Source organism: Betaproteobacteria bacterium (genome assembly GCA_016709965.1).
Classification (GTDB): Bacteria; Pseudomonadota; Gammaproteobacteria; order Burkholderiales; family Rhodocyclaceae; genus Azonexus; species Azonexus amarohabitans.
In genome coordinates, this window is the sequence record JADJLT010000001.1 from 843,550 (window position 1) to 859,725 (window position 16,176).

A 16,176-nucleotide genomic window follows, 5' to 3' on the forward strand; every position below is an offset into this window, starting at 1 on the left:
TGTAGCTCAGAACAACCGATTTCCGAGCCACGATGAATGCGTTGGGAAAGCCGTGGAGGACGAAGTCCGGAACGGATTTCCCAACGCGGCCCTGATCAGAATGCGTCCTCCTCGGGTGGATTTCCCCCGCTTGCTCTGCTCCCTTGTTTTGATCCTCGACTTGGCGGTCGCCGTGCTGTGCCGGAAGCGAAATGACTCATTCCCCGTTTCTACGATGTGGCAGTGATGCGTCAGCCGGTCGAGCAGCGCCGTCGTCATCTTGGCATCGCCGAAGACGCTCGGCCATTCGGCAAAGGTCAGGTTGGTCGTGATCATCACGCTGGTGTGCTCGTAGAGCTTCGACAGCAAGTGAAACAGCAAGGCACCACCAGCCTGGCTGAACGGCAGATAGCCCAGCTCATCGAGAATCACCAGATCCATGCGCAGCAGTCCCAAGGCAATCCGGCCAGCTTTGCCGGCCGCCTTCTCTTGTTCCAGGGCATTGGCCAGATCCACCGTCGAGAAGAACCGAACCCGCTTGTTATGGTGCCCAATCCCCGAAACACCCAGTGCCGTGGCCAGGTGCGTCTTGCCGGTTCCCGTGCCACCGATGAACACCACGTTCTGCGCTTCCTCGGTAAAGGACAGGTCGGCCAGTTGCCGAATCAGTTTCTGATCTACCTTCGATTGATCGAAGTCGAATCCCGCTAGATCCCGATGTACAGGGGAAGCGGGCCGCATGCATCTGGTAGCCAATCGAGCGCATGACCCGGTCAGTATGTTCGGCCTGCAGCAGATGCTCGATCAACCAGCGAGAAGTGTCGATGCCGGCGCCACCGTTGGCCGATAGCTCTTCCCAGGCACCAGCCATGCCGTGCAGGCGCAGCTCCTTGAACTCACTCATCAGCTCACGCATGGTCGCTCACCTCCACGCGCAGCTGGTCGTAGCGACCCGTATCGGCGATCGGTGCTTCGCTGATCGTCAGCGGGGTCTCCACCGGTGGTGGCATGGGTCCAGACTTCAGTCGATTGAGCATGTTCTCGACGTGCTCGGCACTGGGCAAGCCTGATTCCAGAACCAGATCGACCGCCACCAGCACAGACTCCAGACCGAACTGCGCAATCGCTGACAGGACCTTGGCCATGACCCGATCACCACCTTCTCGACGCAGCAACAAACTGCGCAGGCGCTGCAAAGCTTCCGGCATGTCGGCAAATGGCGCGCCATTTCTCAAGGCACCCGGCTTGCGTTCAATCAGCGGAATGTAGTGCTGCCAGTCGTAGAGCGTTTGTTGCCGGGTGAAACTACGTGGATGGCTGGCCATGCGCAGATCGTGCGCCACCATATCAATCCGCTCCGGATAGAGACGCAGGCTAACGACCTGGCCGACCAACTCGCACGGCACCGAATAGCGATTACGATCCAGCGTGACCAAGCAGGTGCTGGACACCTTGCCCAAGGTTTCAACATAACCATCGAAGGGCGCGACCATCGGCATCAGGCTCGGTTGCTCGTGCTCAAGCATCTCGGCCACCGTCAGATCCGCGTACTCAGGATGGCGCAATTCCTGCCACAGACTACGACAGCGTTCGAGCAGCCAGACGTTCAGTTCGGTGAAAGAGCTGAAGCGTTCCTTGCCGGCATCCTGCCAGAGCCGCAGCCGGCTATCCTGGACATTCTTCTCGACAACGCCTTTCTCCCAGCCGCTGGCGACATTGCAGAAATCCGGGTCGAACAGGTAGTGGGAGGCCATGGCCGAGAAGCGGGCATTGACGATACGGGACTTGCCCTTCTGCACCTTATCCACGGCCGTCTTCATATTGTCGTAGATGCCGCGCCGAGGAATGCCGCCCAAGGCCGCAAACGAACGGGTATGGGCATCAAACAGCATTTCGTGGCCTTGCGTCGGGTAGGCCTGAACCACAAAGGCCCGACTGGCACAGAACTTCAGATGCGAGGCGAGAATCTTGCGCCAGACACCACCGATCACCAAATGCTCTTCGCTCCAGTCGAACTGGAAGGCTTCGCCTAATTCAAAGTGGAGCGGAACGAAGGCTTTGCTGACCGCCGCGCCACCATCGGAACGCCAGCGCCGGATGAACTCAGTGACCCGGCAGTAGGTGCCCGTAAATCCGGCCGCCTGCAATTCACCAAAGAGTTTCAGCGCCGTACGCCGATCCCGTTTCGGGCGCCGAGCATCCGTTTCCAGCGCCTTGATGAGTCGCGCCGCATAGGGCGCAATCTTGACGTTCGGGTTCTCCCGTTCGTACTTCGGCTCCGTGCCTTCCGGCGTCCGTAACCAACGCTTGACGGTGTTCCGGCTATACCCCGTCTTCCTCGAAATCTCGGATAGCGACACGCCATCCCGGTAAAACAACCGCCGAATCCTTCCCAGATCCTTCATGGTGATCATCTCCTAAAATCCTGCTCAAAAAATGAGCGGACTAGTTAATCACCCTGGTCAATTTTCAGCGCGCACAACCTCGCTTTTCTGGTCAGTTTTCAACGAGCGTCAACACTCTAACCTAATGCTCGAGAATCGCGGCGAAAGCCCCTCCTTGTGGCACGAGATCGGAGCGGCGGCTATTTCTCCAGCGACGGGTTTCAATCGTCTTGTCTTTCGCAACCGAATGAACTCGATATTCGCCAGCCGAAATCCTGACTATTACAGCAAGTTGGATCTCGGTTTCAGCGGTACAGCGAGTGCCAATTCTGGCACCTCAACGACACACCTCAAGCAAAACGAAGCGCTTGCCAATTTTTATATCGACTATGGGCTGCCAGGGAAACCCGGATATTCATATACCCGACCGTTTGATTATTTCAATCTGCAGGCTACAGTCTCAAACGCAAACGGCTTCGAAAGCCTCATGACGCGCGGTCTGCTTCTCGGCAAAGACTATGAGGCTGGCGATAAATACCGGGGAATATTTGGGCTATACGGCAGTTACGACTACATGGCGCCACAAATCTTTCGTGTCTCGAGTACGGCACTTTCGATAGGCACCACGGCGCAATTTCAGCTATCAGAATCGGTGGCCCTTCAAGGCACCGGTTTGCTGGGCGTCGGCTACGCCGCGGTTGGAAGCACCCATGCGAACGCATCCGAGCTTGAGTACCACTATGGCTTGGCACCACAAGCTCTCATTTCCTTGCGTACAATTTTCGGGGATAAAGCATCGCTTGATTTGACTGCGCGCGAATACTTCGTAAGCAGGGTCGCTGCAGACGGTCAGGGTGGCCGAGACAATATTATTCGCCTGGATGCGTCATTTACAATGCGCGCCAATCGGCGACATGCGGTCAGCATCAAGTACCTTGGTAATCGCCGCGATGCGAGCTTTCCCGAGCGGGGGAGCATGACCCAAAGTCGAGGCGCGATTGGTATTTTCTACACCTATCTCGGCCAGGACGGTTTCGGCAAAGTTGATTGGCAGTGACGTAAATTGTGATGAGTTTTGGTCGTAGTCAATCTTCGTGTCGTGACGTTTACAGTTCCTAACTTATACCTGCTCATCTCTGGTACACGGCACATTGCAGTCATTGAAAATTTCAGGATAGAGCGAACGGCTGCTTACTGGCTGAGGCTCCTATTACCTGCATTACTAAAAGAGATGACGCGCCCTAATCAGAAGCGGCCACCGACCCAGCATTATTAATTGGTGGGTCGATTCAAGAGCTTGAGATATTGGGCTCTATGCGGGGTTACGAACTTGACCAGGCAAGTTCGATATGAGTGGCAGCGCACCGATTGCCGGCTTCGCCTTACCTATTCTCTCCATCACGGATACCAGATCGCAACTCAGGGACCCGTCACCATTTATTTAGGCTATGTAATCTTTGCATGTTGGTCTATAACAAAGTTATCTGAATCAATCGGATAGGTGTTGCGATGAAGCCCAATGATTTCCGGAAACTGTCGAGTGCGTTGAAGGAATTGACGCCGCACCAGCGGCAAGTCTTGATGGATCGGCTGCAACCGGCGGCGCAGGAGTCGGCGTCCTACCAAGTGGTTGAGACCCGGATGACCGAGAAGCCGCACTGTCCGCATTGCGCACACGAGCAGGTTTCCCGCTGGGGTTCGCCAATGGCTTGCAACGTTATCGCTGCAACGCCTGTCGAGCGACTTTCAACGCCCTGACTGGACACACCGCTAGCAGGACTTCGGCACAAAGCGAAATGGATGGACTATGCGAAACAGCTGGCTGAGGGGACGAGCATCCGCAAAAGTGCCGCTGCGGTGGGGATTCATCCCAACACGGCATTCCGCTGGCGCCACCGCTTCCTGAACTTGCCCAATGGTCAGCAGGCGATCAGCCTGGCGGGCATTGCTGAAGCCGATGAGACGTATTTCCTTGAGTCACAGAAGGGCAGAAGACAAGGTTTGAGTCGTGCTCCCCGCAAGCGGGGCGGCAAAGCCAGTAAGCGCGGCCTGTCGGAAGAACAGACCGCTGTCCTGATTTGCCGGGATCGTACCGGCAACACCGCAGACTTCATCCTGGAGAAGGCCGATAAGGCACACCTCGGGGCGGTGCCGCCGCTTTTGGCGACCGATGTCATTCTGTCACCGACGGAGAAAAGGCGCTGGCGGCTGTTGCCAAAGAAATGGGTATCACCCACCGGCCGGTCAATCTGGCTGCTGGTCAGCGTGTTGTGGCGGGGTCTATCATGTGCAGAACGTCAATGCCTACGATAGCCGACTCAAGGAATGGATACGCCGCTTCACGGCGTCGCCACCCGCTACTTGGGTAACTATCTGGGCTGGCGACGATTGATTGAGCGACACGACCCGATATTTCCTCTGACGATTTCCTCCGTGCCGCTTTGGGGATCGATGGAGTTCAACATGCTATGGGTACATAGCCTTTATTTAACATTCAGGAGTTCACCATGAACAAAGATCAAGCCAAGGGTCACATCGAAGAAGCCAAAGGCAAAGTCAAGGAAGTCGCCGGCAATCTCGTCGGCAACCACGATCTGGAGTTGAAAGGAAAGATACAAAAGAGCAATGGCAAAGTCCAGGCAGCCTACGGCGACCTGAAAGAAAACATCAAGGATGCCAGCAAGGGTAAGTAAATACTTAAGCCGTTGGCCTGAATTTTTGCCACCGCTCTTCCCCATTCAGCCATTCCCCAAGCAATCTCAGGAGAACTAAATGAACGATATTATCAATGCCAATGTAATCAATACAGGCCGCCTTGCCTCAAGAGTACTCAGCGCCAGTACGCTCAATGGCGACGACGTGTACAACCCGAAAGGCGAAAAGCTAGGCAGCATCAAGGAACTCATGCTGGACATCGAAAACGGCAAGGTTTGCTATGCGGTACTGTCCTTCGGGGGCTTCCTCAGCCTCGGCGAAAAGCTTTTCGCCGTTCCATGGAGCGCCCTGACCGTCGATACTAATAACAAGCGCTTTGTCATGGATGCCGACGAAGAGCGCCTCAAAAAAGCACCGGGGTTCGACGCCGACAAATGGCCCAACATGGCAGATAGCACTTGGGAAAAGAGTGTCCACGCTTTTTACGGCACGACCTACTGAACCTGAGCCTATCTGCTACGACTAATCAACCACGATCAGTTACCCGTATGGGTGATGACCACATCATGGTTTGCATTTCGAATGCAGCGGGCTCACCGTAATCGAGAACCATCAGTGCCGCTCTGGCGAGTTGCACTGATATTCCATGCAGAAACTCTATATTTGGCCATAGAGCACGGCAGCGTCAGAATTATTGTTTTTCTGAATGACTGCTTTGGCGCAGTCCATTGCGCTGAACTTGGTTTAGGCTGACTGACCGCTCTGGAGAAAGCTGGATGGCTGGATTGGGCACCCAAGAGAGCGTCCTCTCTTCAGATTCATTACCGAAAAACGGTCATTGAAATTCCACTTTCCGGAAGCAGCCAGACGTTGCTGAGCGTTCGCTGCCCAATCTGGTCCGTAAGATTCCGGTTGGCTTATGGCTTCAAGCTGTTGCATCGCCGACGCTCGAATGCACGATTCACTGGTGATCGGCGGATAAGCGCAGTGATGGTTGATCAGGTCACGGAGCAAGCGATGCCAGATAGGCCGTTATGGCAACGATATCGCTATCGGTCAGATTTTCGACGACAGGTTTCATCAGCGCAGCATTTGTGCCGGCGCGAGCCCCGGTACGAACGTCATGAATCTGCCGCGCCAGATAACTTGGCGAGCGACCCACGATTGGCGGAATGGTATCTGTCCCTTTCAACTCGGGGCCGTGGCAGGTGGCACATGGGAGGCTGCGCCCTTCGGCGCCGGTCTGAACCAGTTTCATGCCGCGACTGACCGAACCGGGGGGCGCGTAGACGATGTAACGGGCACGTGAATCCCTGCTCTCGTAATCCTCTGACTGCTCTGGCACTTCGAGGATGCGCTGGCCGATTGGCTCCGTTTCGGCGCTTTCCTTTACGACATTGACCCAGCCAAGAACAGTTGATTTTGGAACGACAGCAGCTTCGACGACCCGATAATTTGCTCTCGGTTTGAGAGACGAAAAATAGCGGGCAACGTCTTCGATATCGGTATCACTAACTGCTTTTGACCCAGCGATCATCAAGGTGGTGGGTGCTCGCTTGGCAATCGAAGTCTTTCGATCTCCGCTTCGAAAATCCTTCATCTGCTGAACGATGTAGACGTAGGGCAATCCCATAAGGTTAGCGTTCTCGGGAGCACCCGGTCCGTCTGCGCGATGGCACCAGCCACATGCAAAGACATCGGGTTTCCGCCCCTTCGCAACGACCTCCGGCATCGGCGGGTGGTCCTCCGGATGCCAGTCGGTTGCGGCAAATCGATCTCGGGTTTGCGTGAGCGTGTATCCCGCAGTGCTGTCGGGCACCCGGCGGATCGAACCATCGTCATTTGCGAGTTTAAAACCCGGTGGATTCATCGGGTAAGCCCACGCTGGGTGAGCCTCTTGGGCATTGCCCGGCGCGCTGACGAAATTCATCGCGACCGCTGCGAATAACGGAACCAGTCGAAGTGTCTTCATGGCACGCTTCCTTTTCGATGTCGGATTACGGCTGGTTAGACATGACTTACCTTCGGTAGGCACTTCGGCAGGTTTCAGACTAGACCGGTCCCCTAGTGGGAAGTTCAAGAGGAACGGCGAAGGTCGGCAGCTGGCCGTTAGGGTGAGGACGACAACGTCCACTTCGAACGACTCCCGTTCGAAAAATCCGGGTCTGGATGATTGGCCGCAATCGGGCAAGCGCTATGCTCGTTTTGAGCACTGAGGTTCGATCACGGAAATGCTTCCGGCTGGTTAACGCCGAGGCAAACGAGCAATCAGCTTAGCGCGATGCCGCAACTTGGCGGATGGCTGCGGCGAGGATGGCCGGATCTTCGGCCCCTACTACGACCTGCCGGCCACCAACGATGAAGGTCGGCACCATCGAAATGCCCATTGCGCGAAACTTTCGCTCTTCGGCACGCACTGCTTTGATGTCTTCATCGGAAGCGAGATAGGACTCAACTTCGGCGGCGGGATAATCGCATTCCACGGCTGCTTGCAACAGTATCGCCGGATCACCGACCGCTTCGCCCCGCTGAAACTGGGCGGCGAAAAGCCGCTCGACCAACGCTTCGGCATTGCCCCGCTGCTGAGCCCAGTGGATCAGGCGATGGGCCTGCAGGGTGTTGGCGCGGCGCTCGATTTTCTCGAAGGCATAGTCGATGCCATAGGGCCGGCCGGCCGCGCGAACGCGTTCGAACAAGGCTTCGACCGGGGCGCGACCGCCAAATTTCTTTTCCAGAAAAGGCAGGTAAGGCTCGCCTTCCGGTGGTGTATCGGGATTCAGGAAGAACGGTCGCCAGCGCTTTTCGCAGGTGAAGTCAGGCGAATCACGTTGTACTTTGGCGATGGCCACATCAAGTCGGCGCAGTCCGATAAAGCACCACGGGCAGACGATGTCGGAAACGATTTCGATGGTCAGCAGGCGACTCATGATAGCTGTCCGCTGCTTCCCGGGCCACGAAACACATGGCCACGGTCAACCGGAAATTTTGCCCGAATTTGAAATTTTCGGATGGGCACTAGTCAACGTATCCGTGCATGGATTCCGCCATCCAGCCCAGCGCCTTGATGCAGGCGCGGGCGATGGGCGGCGACAGGGCACCATGGCCGGCACCGGCCACCGGTACCCAGGTGGCTTCCGGCCAGGCATGGCGAACCTTTTCGGCGGCCTGAGGCGGGCAGATGGAATCGGCCATTCCTTGAACAATGACCGCCGGAATGTGGCGAATCCGTTCGATACCTGCCACCAATTGGCCGGGTGCCAAAAAGCAGTGTCGCGTCAGGTAATGCATCTGGATGCGCGCCTTGGCCAGTTGACTGGCATCGGGCAAGGCGGTCAAGGGCGCTTCGCCCATCAGGGCACGCTCGTAATTCAGCCAGGCCCGGGTCGCCCGCAAGGCCACGTCCGGGTTATCGCCCAGAATGCGCCGGGCAAAACTGGCAAGCGGATCCGTCAGGTCGGCGGTGGGCACGGAGGCGACCAGATTTTGCCAGGCCTCCTGCGGGACGCCATTGTGCCCGCGCACGTAGGCATCAATTTCTTCCTGTGAGCCGAGGAATATCCCGCGCAGGACGAGGCCATGCACGCTGTTGGGAAAAAGCTGGGCATAAGCCAGCGCCAGCAGGCTACCCCATGATCCGCCAAAGACGATCCACTGTGAGATGCCCAGCGCCTCACGGACATAGTCCAGATCGGCGACCAGATCGGGAGTGGTATTGGCTTCCAGCTCACCAATAGGCAGGCTGCGCCCGGCGCCGCGTTGGTCGATCATGATCACCCGGAAGCGCTCGGGATCGAACAGCCGGCGCTGGCCAGCCGTACAGCCGCTACCCGGTCCGCCGTGCAGAAAAAGGACCGGCAGGCCGTCGACCGCCCCGCACTCTTCGACGTGCAGGATATGGCCGTCGCCAACGGCCATCTGCCGAATGCAGTTCGGATGAGACTCGGGAAATAACGGATCGGCGAGCAATCAGGCCTCGATCAGTCCGTTGCGCACGGCAACCAGTGTCAATTCGGCAGCGTTCTGGACATTGAGCTTCTGCTTGATGTGATAGAGATGGGTGCCGACGGTACTCGGGCTGAGACAGAAATCCGCCGCTACGTCATTGACCGAGCGACCTTCGGCCAGCTTGAGGAAGACCGCCAGTTCCTTTTCTGTCAGCGCATCAACCGGGCTGGCCGAGCCTGAAAGCTGAGCCAGCGCCACCGACTGGGCCAGTGCTGGGTCGAGGTAACGGCGATCATTGGCCACCTGCCCCACCGCCTGCAGGAATTCGTCCGGCTCGGCGCGCTTGCACAGATACCCACGGGCGCCGAGGCGCAGGGCGCGCACCGGCACGATGTCGTCGTTGTGCGCCGAGAGCATCAGCACCCTCGCTTTCGGCTCCCAGACAAGGAGCCGTTCGAGCGCAGCCAGACCGCCGATGCCTGGCATCGAAACGTCCATCACCACAACATCCGGATTGCACTCGGCGTACATGCGGACAGCGCTTTCACCGTTGTCGGCTTCGGCCACCACACTGGCCCCAGCGCCTTCGAGCAGCATGCGAAAGCCGAGGCGAACCATGGCATGGTCGTCGGCAAGCAGGATGCGCTTGCCTTGCAGGGTATTGTTCATGCGTGTGCCTCCACAGAAGCTTGATGTGCTTGGTCCGGCAGGCGGGCGACGATGCGGAATCCGCCACCGGCCGGGGTTTCAAACTGGAGATGGCCGCCCAGAGCGGCAATGCGCTCGCCCATGCCGGCCAGGCCCAGGCCGCAACCGGGTTGCGCTGAGGCTAGTCCGGACCGGCCGCAACCGTCGTCGGACAACGTCAGTTGCAAGCAGCCGGCAGCGCGGGTTATGAGCAGTTCAACCTGGCTGGCATGGGCGTGGCGCACGACATTGGTCAGGCCTTCCTGAACGATGCGGATAACGGCCATGGCGACTTCGTCAGCGAGCGTTTGTTCGCCGATATCCAGGTGGTGTTTGAGCACGATGTCCTGATGTTGCTCGCGCCAGTTGGCAAGCTGGCGCTCCAGCGTCACGGCCAGGCCGTCACCGGCCGCCGGGCGCAGGCGATGCAGGATGTTGCGGACACCATCCTGCATTTCGCCGGTCACCGCCACGATGCTCCGGGCCGGAATATGTAGCGAAGGCGCATCCGGCGTACGCTGGACAATGGCGCCAGCCAGCGCGCGCACTGCGGTAATGCCCTGCGCCAGTTCGTCATGCAGTTCGCGGGCGATGATCCGGCGTTCCTCTTCCAGCCCGGTCTGCAGGCGGCGGGAAATTTCGCGGTCGCTTTCGAGCCGCACATTTTCATCAACCGCTTCGCCCAGCCGGTCGGCCATGCCGTTGAAGGCACGCGAGATGCGGCCGAGTTCCGGCGTCGCGAAAACCGGCAAACGGGTATCGAAACGGCCGCGGCCGGTACGGTCAAGGGCGCGCATGATCTGGGCCAGGGGGTGCAGCGCGCGGCCAAGCGCGAGGCGCGTGGCAACGAAGAGCAGGCCCAGGCAGGCCAGCGCCCAGCCGGCCATGGCGGCGAGATCGTCCCAGGCGTCAACTATGGCGCGCGACGCGTCGGGGTGCAGGGTCAGCGTGTAGCCATCGACAGCCAATGTGCGTTCCGGCTGATCACTGGCCAGCACGCCGGCGAACCACGCGGGCGCTGCACGCCCTGCCTTGTAACTCGGGGCCGGCGAGCGGTAGATGGTTTCGCCGGCAGCCGTACGGATTTCCAGTTCATTGGCCCGCACGCGGCCAATGGCGCGCGCTACGACAAGCAGCCGCTCGCCGCGCGTCGCCGCCGGCACATCGTGCATTTCGCCCAGCACAGCACGCAGCCATTGTTCCGAAACGCGGGTGGCCGCCTCGACTTCTTCATGGATGGCGTTGCGCGTGGCGTGCAGCCAGAAACCGGCCATGACGACAAGCAGACTGGCGGCCAGCGCGGTAAAAACGAGGCCGACGCGGGTGTGCAGGCTCAACCGCAGCGTGCTGCGGTCAACCGGAAAAATCGGCCAAAAATGAAATGTCATTTGCCGCCAAACACGTAGCGCACGCCAAGCCAGGCGGAACGCGGAGCGCCCGGCGCGACGAAGGTTTCACGGCGCCAGTCGTCGGGATTGCTTTGCAGGCTGCCGCCGACGAAGGGGTTTTCGGCCAGTGCGCCGGCCGTGGCGTAGTGCTTGTCGAAGACGTTGTTGACCTTGGCGAAGAGCTGCCAGCCGCCGCCCAGTTTGGCCTCGGCATTGACGTTGAGGATGGCATAGCCGGGAACCTTGCCGGGACCGTCGAAAGTGCGCGTGCTGCCCAGGGCATCGGTGGCGGTGCCGCTCTGGTGCTGGTTATTTTCGTTGCCACGGACGTACTGGCCGGAGAAAGCCTGCACATCGCCGCCGATGCGCAGCCAGTCGGTGGCGCGCCAGGCGAGGCCAAGCTTGAGGCTGTGCTGCGGCAGGCCGGGAATGCGGTTGCCCTTTTTGACGAGAATTTCATCGTCCTGCCCGGCGCCGGTACATTCCGCCGTCGTGCCGCGCGTGCTGTTATTGGCGCCGAGCAGACAAGCGTCGGAACGGAAAGTGGCCTGCAGCCAGGTGTAGTTGGCATACCAGTCGACACGATGCAGGTTGCCGTTGAGGCCGAGTTCGAGGCCCTGGCGCAGCGTCTTGCCATAGTTGGTGAAATAACCGGCGCTGGTCGAGGTGCCGACGAACAGGATGTCGTCGCTGCTCATGGTGCGGAAAAGGCCGGCATTCCAGTTGGTTTCACCGGCCAGCTTGCCGCGCAGCCCGGCTTCGAGGGTGCGGGCGACGACCTGTTTGAGGTAGGGGTCGGCGGCCATCGAATTGGGCAGCGTGCACGGGTTGGCCGGGTCGGCGCAGCCGAGTTCGATCGGCGTCGGCACGCGGTTGCCCTGGCTGAAGCCGGCATAGGCATTGAGCGCCGGGACGATCTGCCAGCTCAGGCCGATGGCCGGGTTGAGCTTGTGGTATTTGTGGTCGCCATCGAGGTTGGGCACCGTGCGGTTGAGTTCGTCGAAGGTCGTGACGTGGCTCATGTTGTAGCGCGCCGAGCCGGTCAGGTGCAGGTTCGGCAGCAGGGAGTAGGTATCGGTGACGAACAGGCTGGCCGTGCTGGTCTTGCCGTTGATCTGGTTTTCGACGGCGACCGGCGACAGATTGGTCACGCCGCGCGTGGCATCGAGCTCGCCCAGTTCCTGCGTTTGCTGGAAGTTGATGCGGGCCTGGTCGTAGGAGGCGCCGACGGCGAGCTGGTGTTGCTTGCCGCTGAAATTCCATTGGGCAGCGATGCCCGTGCCGCGCTGTGAGGTTTTCGTCCGGTTGTTGGCCCCGGTTTCATCGGGCGCCGGGCCGACACTGCCGCCGGTTACCCAGTCCTCGTACTCGGTCTCGTAATCGTCGTTCATGTCGCCGTTCAGCGTGCGCGTCTTGCTGCGGCGGTGATAGACGCTACCGGAGAGGCTTTGCGTATCGCTGAGCCACAGTTTGCCGTTGAGGGCGACCTGGGTCATGTCGTTGCGTGTCTCGTCGGGGTGCGTGAAGATCGCTTCGCGGCGCTCGGCGAGCATCGATTGCGGCAGCAGGCCATTGCCGACTAGCCGGCTGCGCGCCTTGGTCAGCGTCAGATCGGCCTCGCCGGCGGCGTTGCGGAAGGACAGCTTGCCGAAGAACTGCTTGACGTCGGAGGGCGAATGATCGCGCCAGCCGTCTTCGCGGAACCAATCGCCAGCGCCGTACCAGCCGAAGGTGCCGTTGTTGCCGCCGTACTCGAGTTCGGTGTTGGTGCGGTTGAAACTGCCGCCGGAAAACTCGATCTTGCCGCCGGGGTGCGAGAAACCGCTCTTGGTCCGCATGGACAGCGCGCCACCCAGCGTGTTGAGGCCGAAAGCCGGGTTGGAGCCGGGAATCAGGTCGATGCCGGCAATCGCCGAATTGGGGATCAGATCCCAGTTGACCGTGTCGCCGAAAGGCTCATTGACGCGCACGCCATCGACGTAGACCGACAAGCCCTGCGCCGTGCCGAGCAGCGGCGAGGCAGTGAAGCCACGGTAATTGAGGTCGACCTGGTAGGGATTGCCCTGAACTTCATTGACGGTCACGGCTGGCACCTGGCGCACCAGTTGTTCGGCGATGTTCTGGCTCTCGATTTCATCCAGCCGGCGGTCATCGAGCGACTGGACGTTGGCCGGCAGGTGCAGGCGCGGCACGCCAATGCCGGAGAGCGGCGTCGTGCCAACGACTTCGACGGTGGCGGTAGTAACGACAGTCTCGGCGGCGAAGACGGGAGAAAAGGCGGCTGAGATGGCAATGGCGACCAGCGAGCGCTGGGGAATTTGTCTCTTCATGTTGTTTTTTTGAGTTTGTAGTTGATGGGTACGACGACTTGAATTTCGTTGCTATCGAGCGCCTCAGGCAGCGGTGGCAGACTGGCCAGTGTTTCGAGCATGGCCATAGCGTGCTGGTCGAGGACATCGAAGCCGCTTGAGCGGTCGAGCACGACGCCGAGCAGGTTGCCCTTGCGGGCGACTTTCAGGCGCAGGCGGACTTCGCCTTCCCAACCGCGCATGGCGGCAACACGCGGGTATTCATGCTGACGGGCGAGCAGGTCGCCAAGGCGCTGCCGATAGATGTCGAGCAACTCGCTTTGCGGGCGCTGCGCTGCGACAGGTGCAGCCGGACGCACTACTTCAGCAACCGGCGCCGGGTGGATGGCGGCAGGCGCCACGGCTGCTTCACTCGCCACGGTCGCGGTCGGCGAGGGCATGGTAGCCGGCACATTGGCTGGCCCGGCAGTCTGAATTACGCGTGGCGCCAAGGGGCGTTCCGCACGTGGAGGGTTCTGCCGGGCCTTCTGGGGAACGGCTGCCGGCGCCGGTGTTGGGGCTGCGGCAGCAACGGGTTCGGATGCGGAGACATTGATCAGGCGGATCGAAGCAAGAATGGGTGGCAAGCTCACTGGCGACTGGCTGCGCTGCCACGACACGAGGGCAAACAGCGTCGCGTGGAGCAGTAGCGAAAATCCCAGAATTGCCCAGAATTTCCGGTCGACCGCGGGAGGCAGGAAATACCCTTGCTTGTCGAGCGTCATCATTTGTCCGCCCCCAGCGCGTCCTGCTCGGCGGCTGGAAAGAGATGGCCGACCGAACGACGATATTCCGCGGCGGCTACCGGCAAATTGGCAAACTCGGGCGGCAGCGGGCGGGCCAGCACGTCGTTCATGTCCAGCCCGGCCTTGGCCGAGTCGCGCATGGTAGCGGTCAGCCAGTTGAGCCAGGCACGCGTCTGGCGAATTGGTGCAGCATCACTTGTCGGCGCGCCGTGCCCGGGCAGCAAGGTCTTGAAGGAGGATTCGCGGGTCAATGCCTCAAGCTGATCAAGCGCCTTTAGCCAGTGCGCGACATCGGCGTGTGGCGTGGTCGGGGCACGGCCGTTGAAGACGAGGTCACCTGAAAACAGCACGCCGCTCGCTTCGTCGATGATGACGAGATCGGCGCCGGTATGACCGTCAAGCGCAACGAGACGCAGGCTGCGACCGGCGACTTCGATGCGGCCAGCTGTCAGTGTTTTGGTCGGCAGCTGGACTTCCGTGCCCTTCATCCAGTCGCCGCTCATCCGGTAGAGGTTTTCGGCAAAGGCGTTGCCATCGGCAGCGATACCGCTCCGCGTCTCGGCCAGCGCCGCGATCGGCACATCGGCAAAGGCCTGGTTGCCAAGGAAATGATCGGGATGGTGGTGAGTGTTGATGACCAACACGATGGGCTGGGCGGTGATCGCGGCCATTGCCCGGCGCATTTGCTGGCCGTAGCGCAGCGAAGGGCCACTATCGATGACGATGACGCCTTGCGCTGCGACGATGAAGGCGGTGTTGACGATGTTGCCGCCGTTGTCGGTGTTGAAATCCTCGGTCTTGCCGATGAAGGTGTAGACGTCCTTGGCCAGCGGCCTGGCGGCGAGGCGGTAATCGAAATCTGCGGCGCTGATCAGCGGCGAGGCTGCGAGCAGCATCAAAAACGCAGCGATCATCGGCAGGCTGAACAGGCGCTTCATTGGGCGATCCTCGCCTTGAAGAGATTGCCGTTGTTGTCGCGACCACTGGTCTCGACCGGGCCATCGGCAGCATTGCGATTCAGTGTGAAAACCGGATTCTCGCTGACCGGCTCGAAGGGCTGAACACGCATCAGGCGTTTGCCGGCAGAATCGGTAAAGTTGATTTCTTCAAGGTAGAAGGCCGGTGTCCCGGCGACCAGGCCAGTATCCATCGGATGCACGATGCGCATGCGAATCCGCCCGGCATTCGGGCCTTCGCTCCATTGACGGCCGCTCACCTCGTTCAGGTGCGTTTGCCAGTCCCTGGACGCACCGCCAGCCGATGGTGCCGTACAACCGCCACCTACCGTATTCACCCAGGTGCCACCAACGTGCCAGACGCCATCACGGGTGCGGGCCGCGGCGCGGACCGGTGACGATTGCTGCAGCTTGAGTCGGAAGCCGAGAAATGCCGGCGCCGCTTCGGGATAAAAACGCAGGACCTGCGTAATCGGGTTGAAATCGGCCACGACGACCACTTCCACCACCCCGGGCAAGGCGCTCGCGTCCACCGTCAGCGGCACCTGCATCGGATTCTCCGCCGTCGACGGCGCAAGCACCTTGACACGCGGATCGAAGACGAGGGGGGCATCGGCAAAATACTGCTTCTGGATGTCCGACCACCTCGCCGACGCCAGCGGATCACCGCTTTCGTCGAGCGCAGCCGCATCGGCCAGCGGCATCAGTGCCGCCAGTGCAATCGCTGCGATGGTCAGGGGATACTTCATGGTGTCTCGCTCCTCATTGCCGCTTGGGCTGTTTGATAAAACAGGTCGCAAACCGCGTGCCAAGCCCTGTCCAATCAGGACGACAGCCGCATGTCGCGGCAATCTGGCGGTTTGACTGCGCCTGCGGGCATCACCTGAACAAGCGAACTGTGCAACTTTGGAGCAAATGGTGACAATTGAAGCAGGCAGGCAGTCGCTGTCGCAGCCTGCGGAAATTAAAACAGGATGCCTCCATGAGGCCCACCAACAGGGCTATCGGCGGTTCCCCGGCTGCTTGGCACAGCCCTTGCGGTTCGGTCTCCTTGCCAGCGAGCTGATTCAGGGAATGGAGATGGCTCG

13 protein-coding genes and 2 pseudogenes are annotated in these 16,176 nt (G+C 60.0%); 4 read left to right on the forward strand and 11 right to left on the reverse strand.

Going from position 1 to position 16,176, the window contains the following annotated elements:
- Window positions 1-6 precede the first annotated feature (6 nt).
- Window positions 7-895, reverse strand: a pseudogene (locus tag IPJ12_04250) (ATP-binding protein).
- Window positions 888-2,384, reverse strand: a complete 1,497-nt coding sequence (locus IPJ12_04255; protein ID MBK7646380.1) for an IS21 family transposase — start codon at window positions 2,382-2,384, stop codon at window positions 888-890. Before IPJ12_04255 ends, IPJ12_04250 begins: the two are co-directional and overlap by 8 nt.
- Before the next feature lie 124 nt (window positions 2,385-2,508).
- Between IPJ12_04255 and IPJ12_04260 the strand changes: the two genes are divergently transcribed.
- The 4 genes and pseudogenes from IPJ12_04260 to IPJ12_04275 all read left to right on the forward strand — a co-directional run bounded on the left by IPJ12_04260 (window position 2,509) and on the right by IPJ12_04275 (window position 5,519).
- A complete protein-coding gene (locus tag IPJ12_04260; protein MBK7646381.1) occupies window positions 2,509-3,420 on the forward strand; it encodes a hypothetical protein in 912 nt (303 codons plus the stop codon).
- A 452-nt stretch (window positions 3,421-3,872) separates the two neighbouring features.
- Window positions 3,873-4,843 (forward strand): annotated as a pseudogene (locus tag IPJ12_04265) (IS1595 family transposase).
- Between the two features lie 27 nt (window positions 4,844-4,870).
- Complete coding sequence (locus IPJ12_04270; protein MBK7646382.1) at window positions 4,871-5,056, forward strand: CsbD family protein; 186 nt, start codon at window positions 4,871-4,873, stop codon at window positions 5,054-5,056.
- A 79-nt stretch (window positions 5,057-5,135) separates the two neighbouring features.
- Window positions 5,136-5,519 carry a PRC-barrel domain-containing protein gene (locus tag IPJ12_04275; GenBank protein ID MBK7646383.1) on the forward strand — a complete coding sequence of 128 codons (384 nt, stop codon included), beginning with the start codon at window positions 5,136-5,138 and terminating at the stop codon, window positions 5,517-5,519.
- A gap of 502 nt (window positions 5,520-6,021) precedes the next feature.
- On the opposite strand, the gene IPJ12_04280 is transcribed toward IPJ12_04275, so the two are convergent.
- The 9 genes from IPJ12_04280 to IPJ12_04320 form a co-directional block, all read right to left on the reverse strand.
- Window positions 6,022-6,990: a c-type cytochrome gene (locus IPJ12_04280; GenBank protein ID MBK7646384.1), complete on the reverse strand. Its 969-nt coding sequence runs from the start codon at window positions 6,988-6,990 to the stop codon at window positions 6,022-6,024.
- A 301-nt stretch (window positions 6,991-7,291) separates the two neighbouring features.
- Window positions 7,292-7,936, reverse strand: coding sequence for a DsbA family oxidoreductase (locus tag IPJ12_04285; GenBank protein ID MBK7646385.1), 645 nt, complete (start codon window positions 7,934-7,936; stop codon window positions 7,292-7,294).
- 97 nt (window positions 7,937-8,033) lie between these two features.
- The gene (locus tag IPJ12_04290) at window positions 8,034-8,933 is read right to left on the reverse strand and encodes an alpha/beta fold hydrolase (protein MBK7646386.1); all 900 of its coding nucleotides are present in this window, start codon (window positions 8,931-8,933) and stop codon (window positions 8,034-8,036) included.
- Between the two features lie 51 nt (window positions 8,934-8,984).
- Window positions 8,985-9,632: a response regulator transcription factor gene (locus tag IPJ12_04295; GenBank protein MBK7646387.1), complete on the reverse strand. Its 648-nt coding sequence runs from the start codon at window positions 9,630-9,632 to the stop codon at window positions 8,985-8,987.
- Window positions 9,629-11,038, reverse strand: coding sequence for a HAMP domain-containing protein (locus tag IPJ12_04300; protein ID MBK7646388.1), 1,410 nt, complete (start codon window positions 11,036-11,038; stop codon window positions 9,629-9,631). Before IPJ12_04300 ends, IPJ12_04295 begins: the two co-directional genes overlap by 4 nt.
- Window positions 11,035-13,368 carry a TonB-dependent receptor gene (locus tag IPJ12_04305; protein MBK7646389.1) on the reverse strand — a complete coding sequence of 778 codons (2,334 nt, stop codon included), beginning with the start codon at window positions 13,366-13,368 and terminating at the stop codon, window positions 11,035-11,037. Before IPJ12_04305 ends, IPJ12_04300 begins: the two co-directional genes overlap by 4 nt.
- The gene (locus IPJ12_04310) at window positions 13,365-14,114 is read right to left on the reverse strand and encodes an energy transducer TonB (protein ID MBK7646390.1); all 750 of its coding nucleotides are present in this window, start codon (window positions 14,112-14,114) and stop codon (window positions 13,365-13,367) included. Before IPJ12_04310 ends, IPJ12_04305 begins: the two co-directional genes overlap by 4 nt.
- Window positions 14,111-15,070 carry a quinoprotein relay system zinc metallohydrolase 1 gene (locus IPJ12_04315; GenBank protein ID MBK7646391.1) on the reverse strand — a complete coding sequence of 320 codons (960 nt, stop codon included), beginning with the start codon at window positions 15,068-15,070 and terminating at the stop codon, window positions 14,111-14,113. The genes IPJ12_04310 and IPJ12_04315 overlap by 4 nt, the downstream gene beginning before the upstream one ends.
- Window positions 15,067-15,837, reverse strand: coding sequence for a quinoprotein dehydrogenase-associated SoxYZ-like carrier (locus IPJ12_04320; protein ID MBK7646392.1), 771 nt, complete (start codon window positions 15,835-15,837; stop codon window positions 15,067-15,069). The genes IPJ12_04315 and IPJ12_04320 overlap by 4 nt, the downstream gene beginning before the upstream one ends.
- Window positions 15,838-16,176 lie beyond the last annotated feature (339 nt).

Coding starts and splice junctions, on each gene's coding strand:
- IPJ12_04315 (MBK7646391.1), bottom strand. CDS start 15,070: ATGAAGCGCCTGTTCAGCCTGCCGATGATCGCTGCGTTTTTGATGCTG.
- IPJ12_04260 (MBK7646381.1), top strand. CDS start 2,509: ATGCTCGAGAATCGCGGCGAAAGCCCCTCCTTGTGGCACGAGATCGGA.
- IPJ12_04270 (MBK7646382.1), top strand. CDS start 4,871: ATGAACAAAGATCAAGCCAAGGGTCACATCGAAGAAGCCAAAGGCAAA.
- IPJ12_04275 (MBK7646383.1), top strand. CDS start 5,136: ATGAACGATATTATCAATGCCAATGTAATCAATACAGGCCGCCTTGCC.
- IPJ12_04300 (MBK7646388.1), bottom strand. CDS start 11,038: ATGACATTTCATTTTTGGCCGATTTTTCCGGTTGACCGCAGCACGCTG.
- IPJ12_04295 (MBK7646387.1), bottom strand. CDS start 9,632: ATGAACAATACCCTGCAAGGCAAGCGCATCCTGCTTGCCGACGACCAT.
- IPJ12_04255 (MBK7646380.1), bottom strand. CDS start 2,384: ATGAAGGATCTGGGAAGGATTCGGCGGTTGTTTTACCGGGATGGCGTG.
- IPJ12_04305 (MBK7646389.1), bottom strand. CDS start 13,368: ATGAAGAGACAAATTCCCCAGCGCTCGCTGGTCGCCATTGCCATCTCA.
- IPJ12_04290 (MBK7646386.1), bottom strand. CDS start 8,933: ATGGCCGTTGGCGACGGCCATATCCTGCACGTCGAAGAGTGCGGGGCG.
- IPJ12_04280 (MBK7646384.1), bottom strand. CDS start 6,990: ATGAAGACACTTCGACTGGTTCCGTTATTCGCAGCGGTCGCGATGAAT.
- IPJ12_04310 (MBK7646390.1), bottom strand. CDS start 14,114: ATGATGACGCTCGACAAGCAAGGGTATTTCCTGCCTCCCGCGGTCGAC.
- IPJ12_04320 (MBK7646392.1), bottom strand. CDS start 15,837: ATGAAGTATCCCCTGACCATCGCAGCGATTGCACTGGCGGCACTGATG.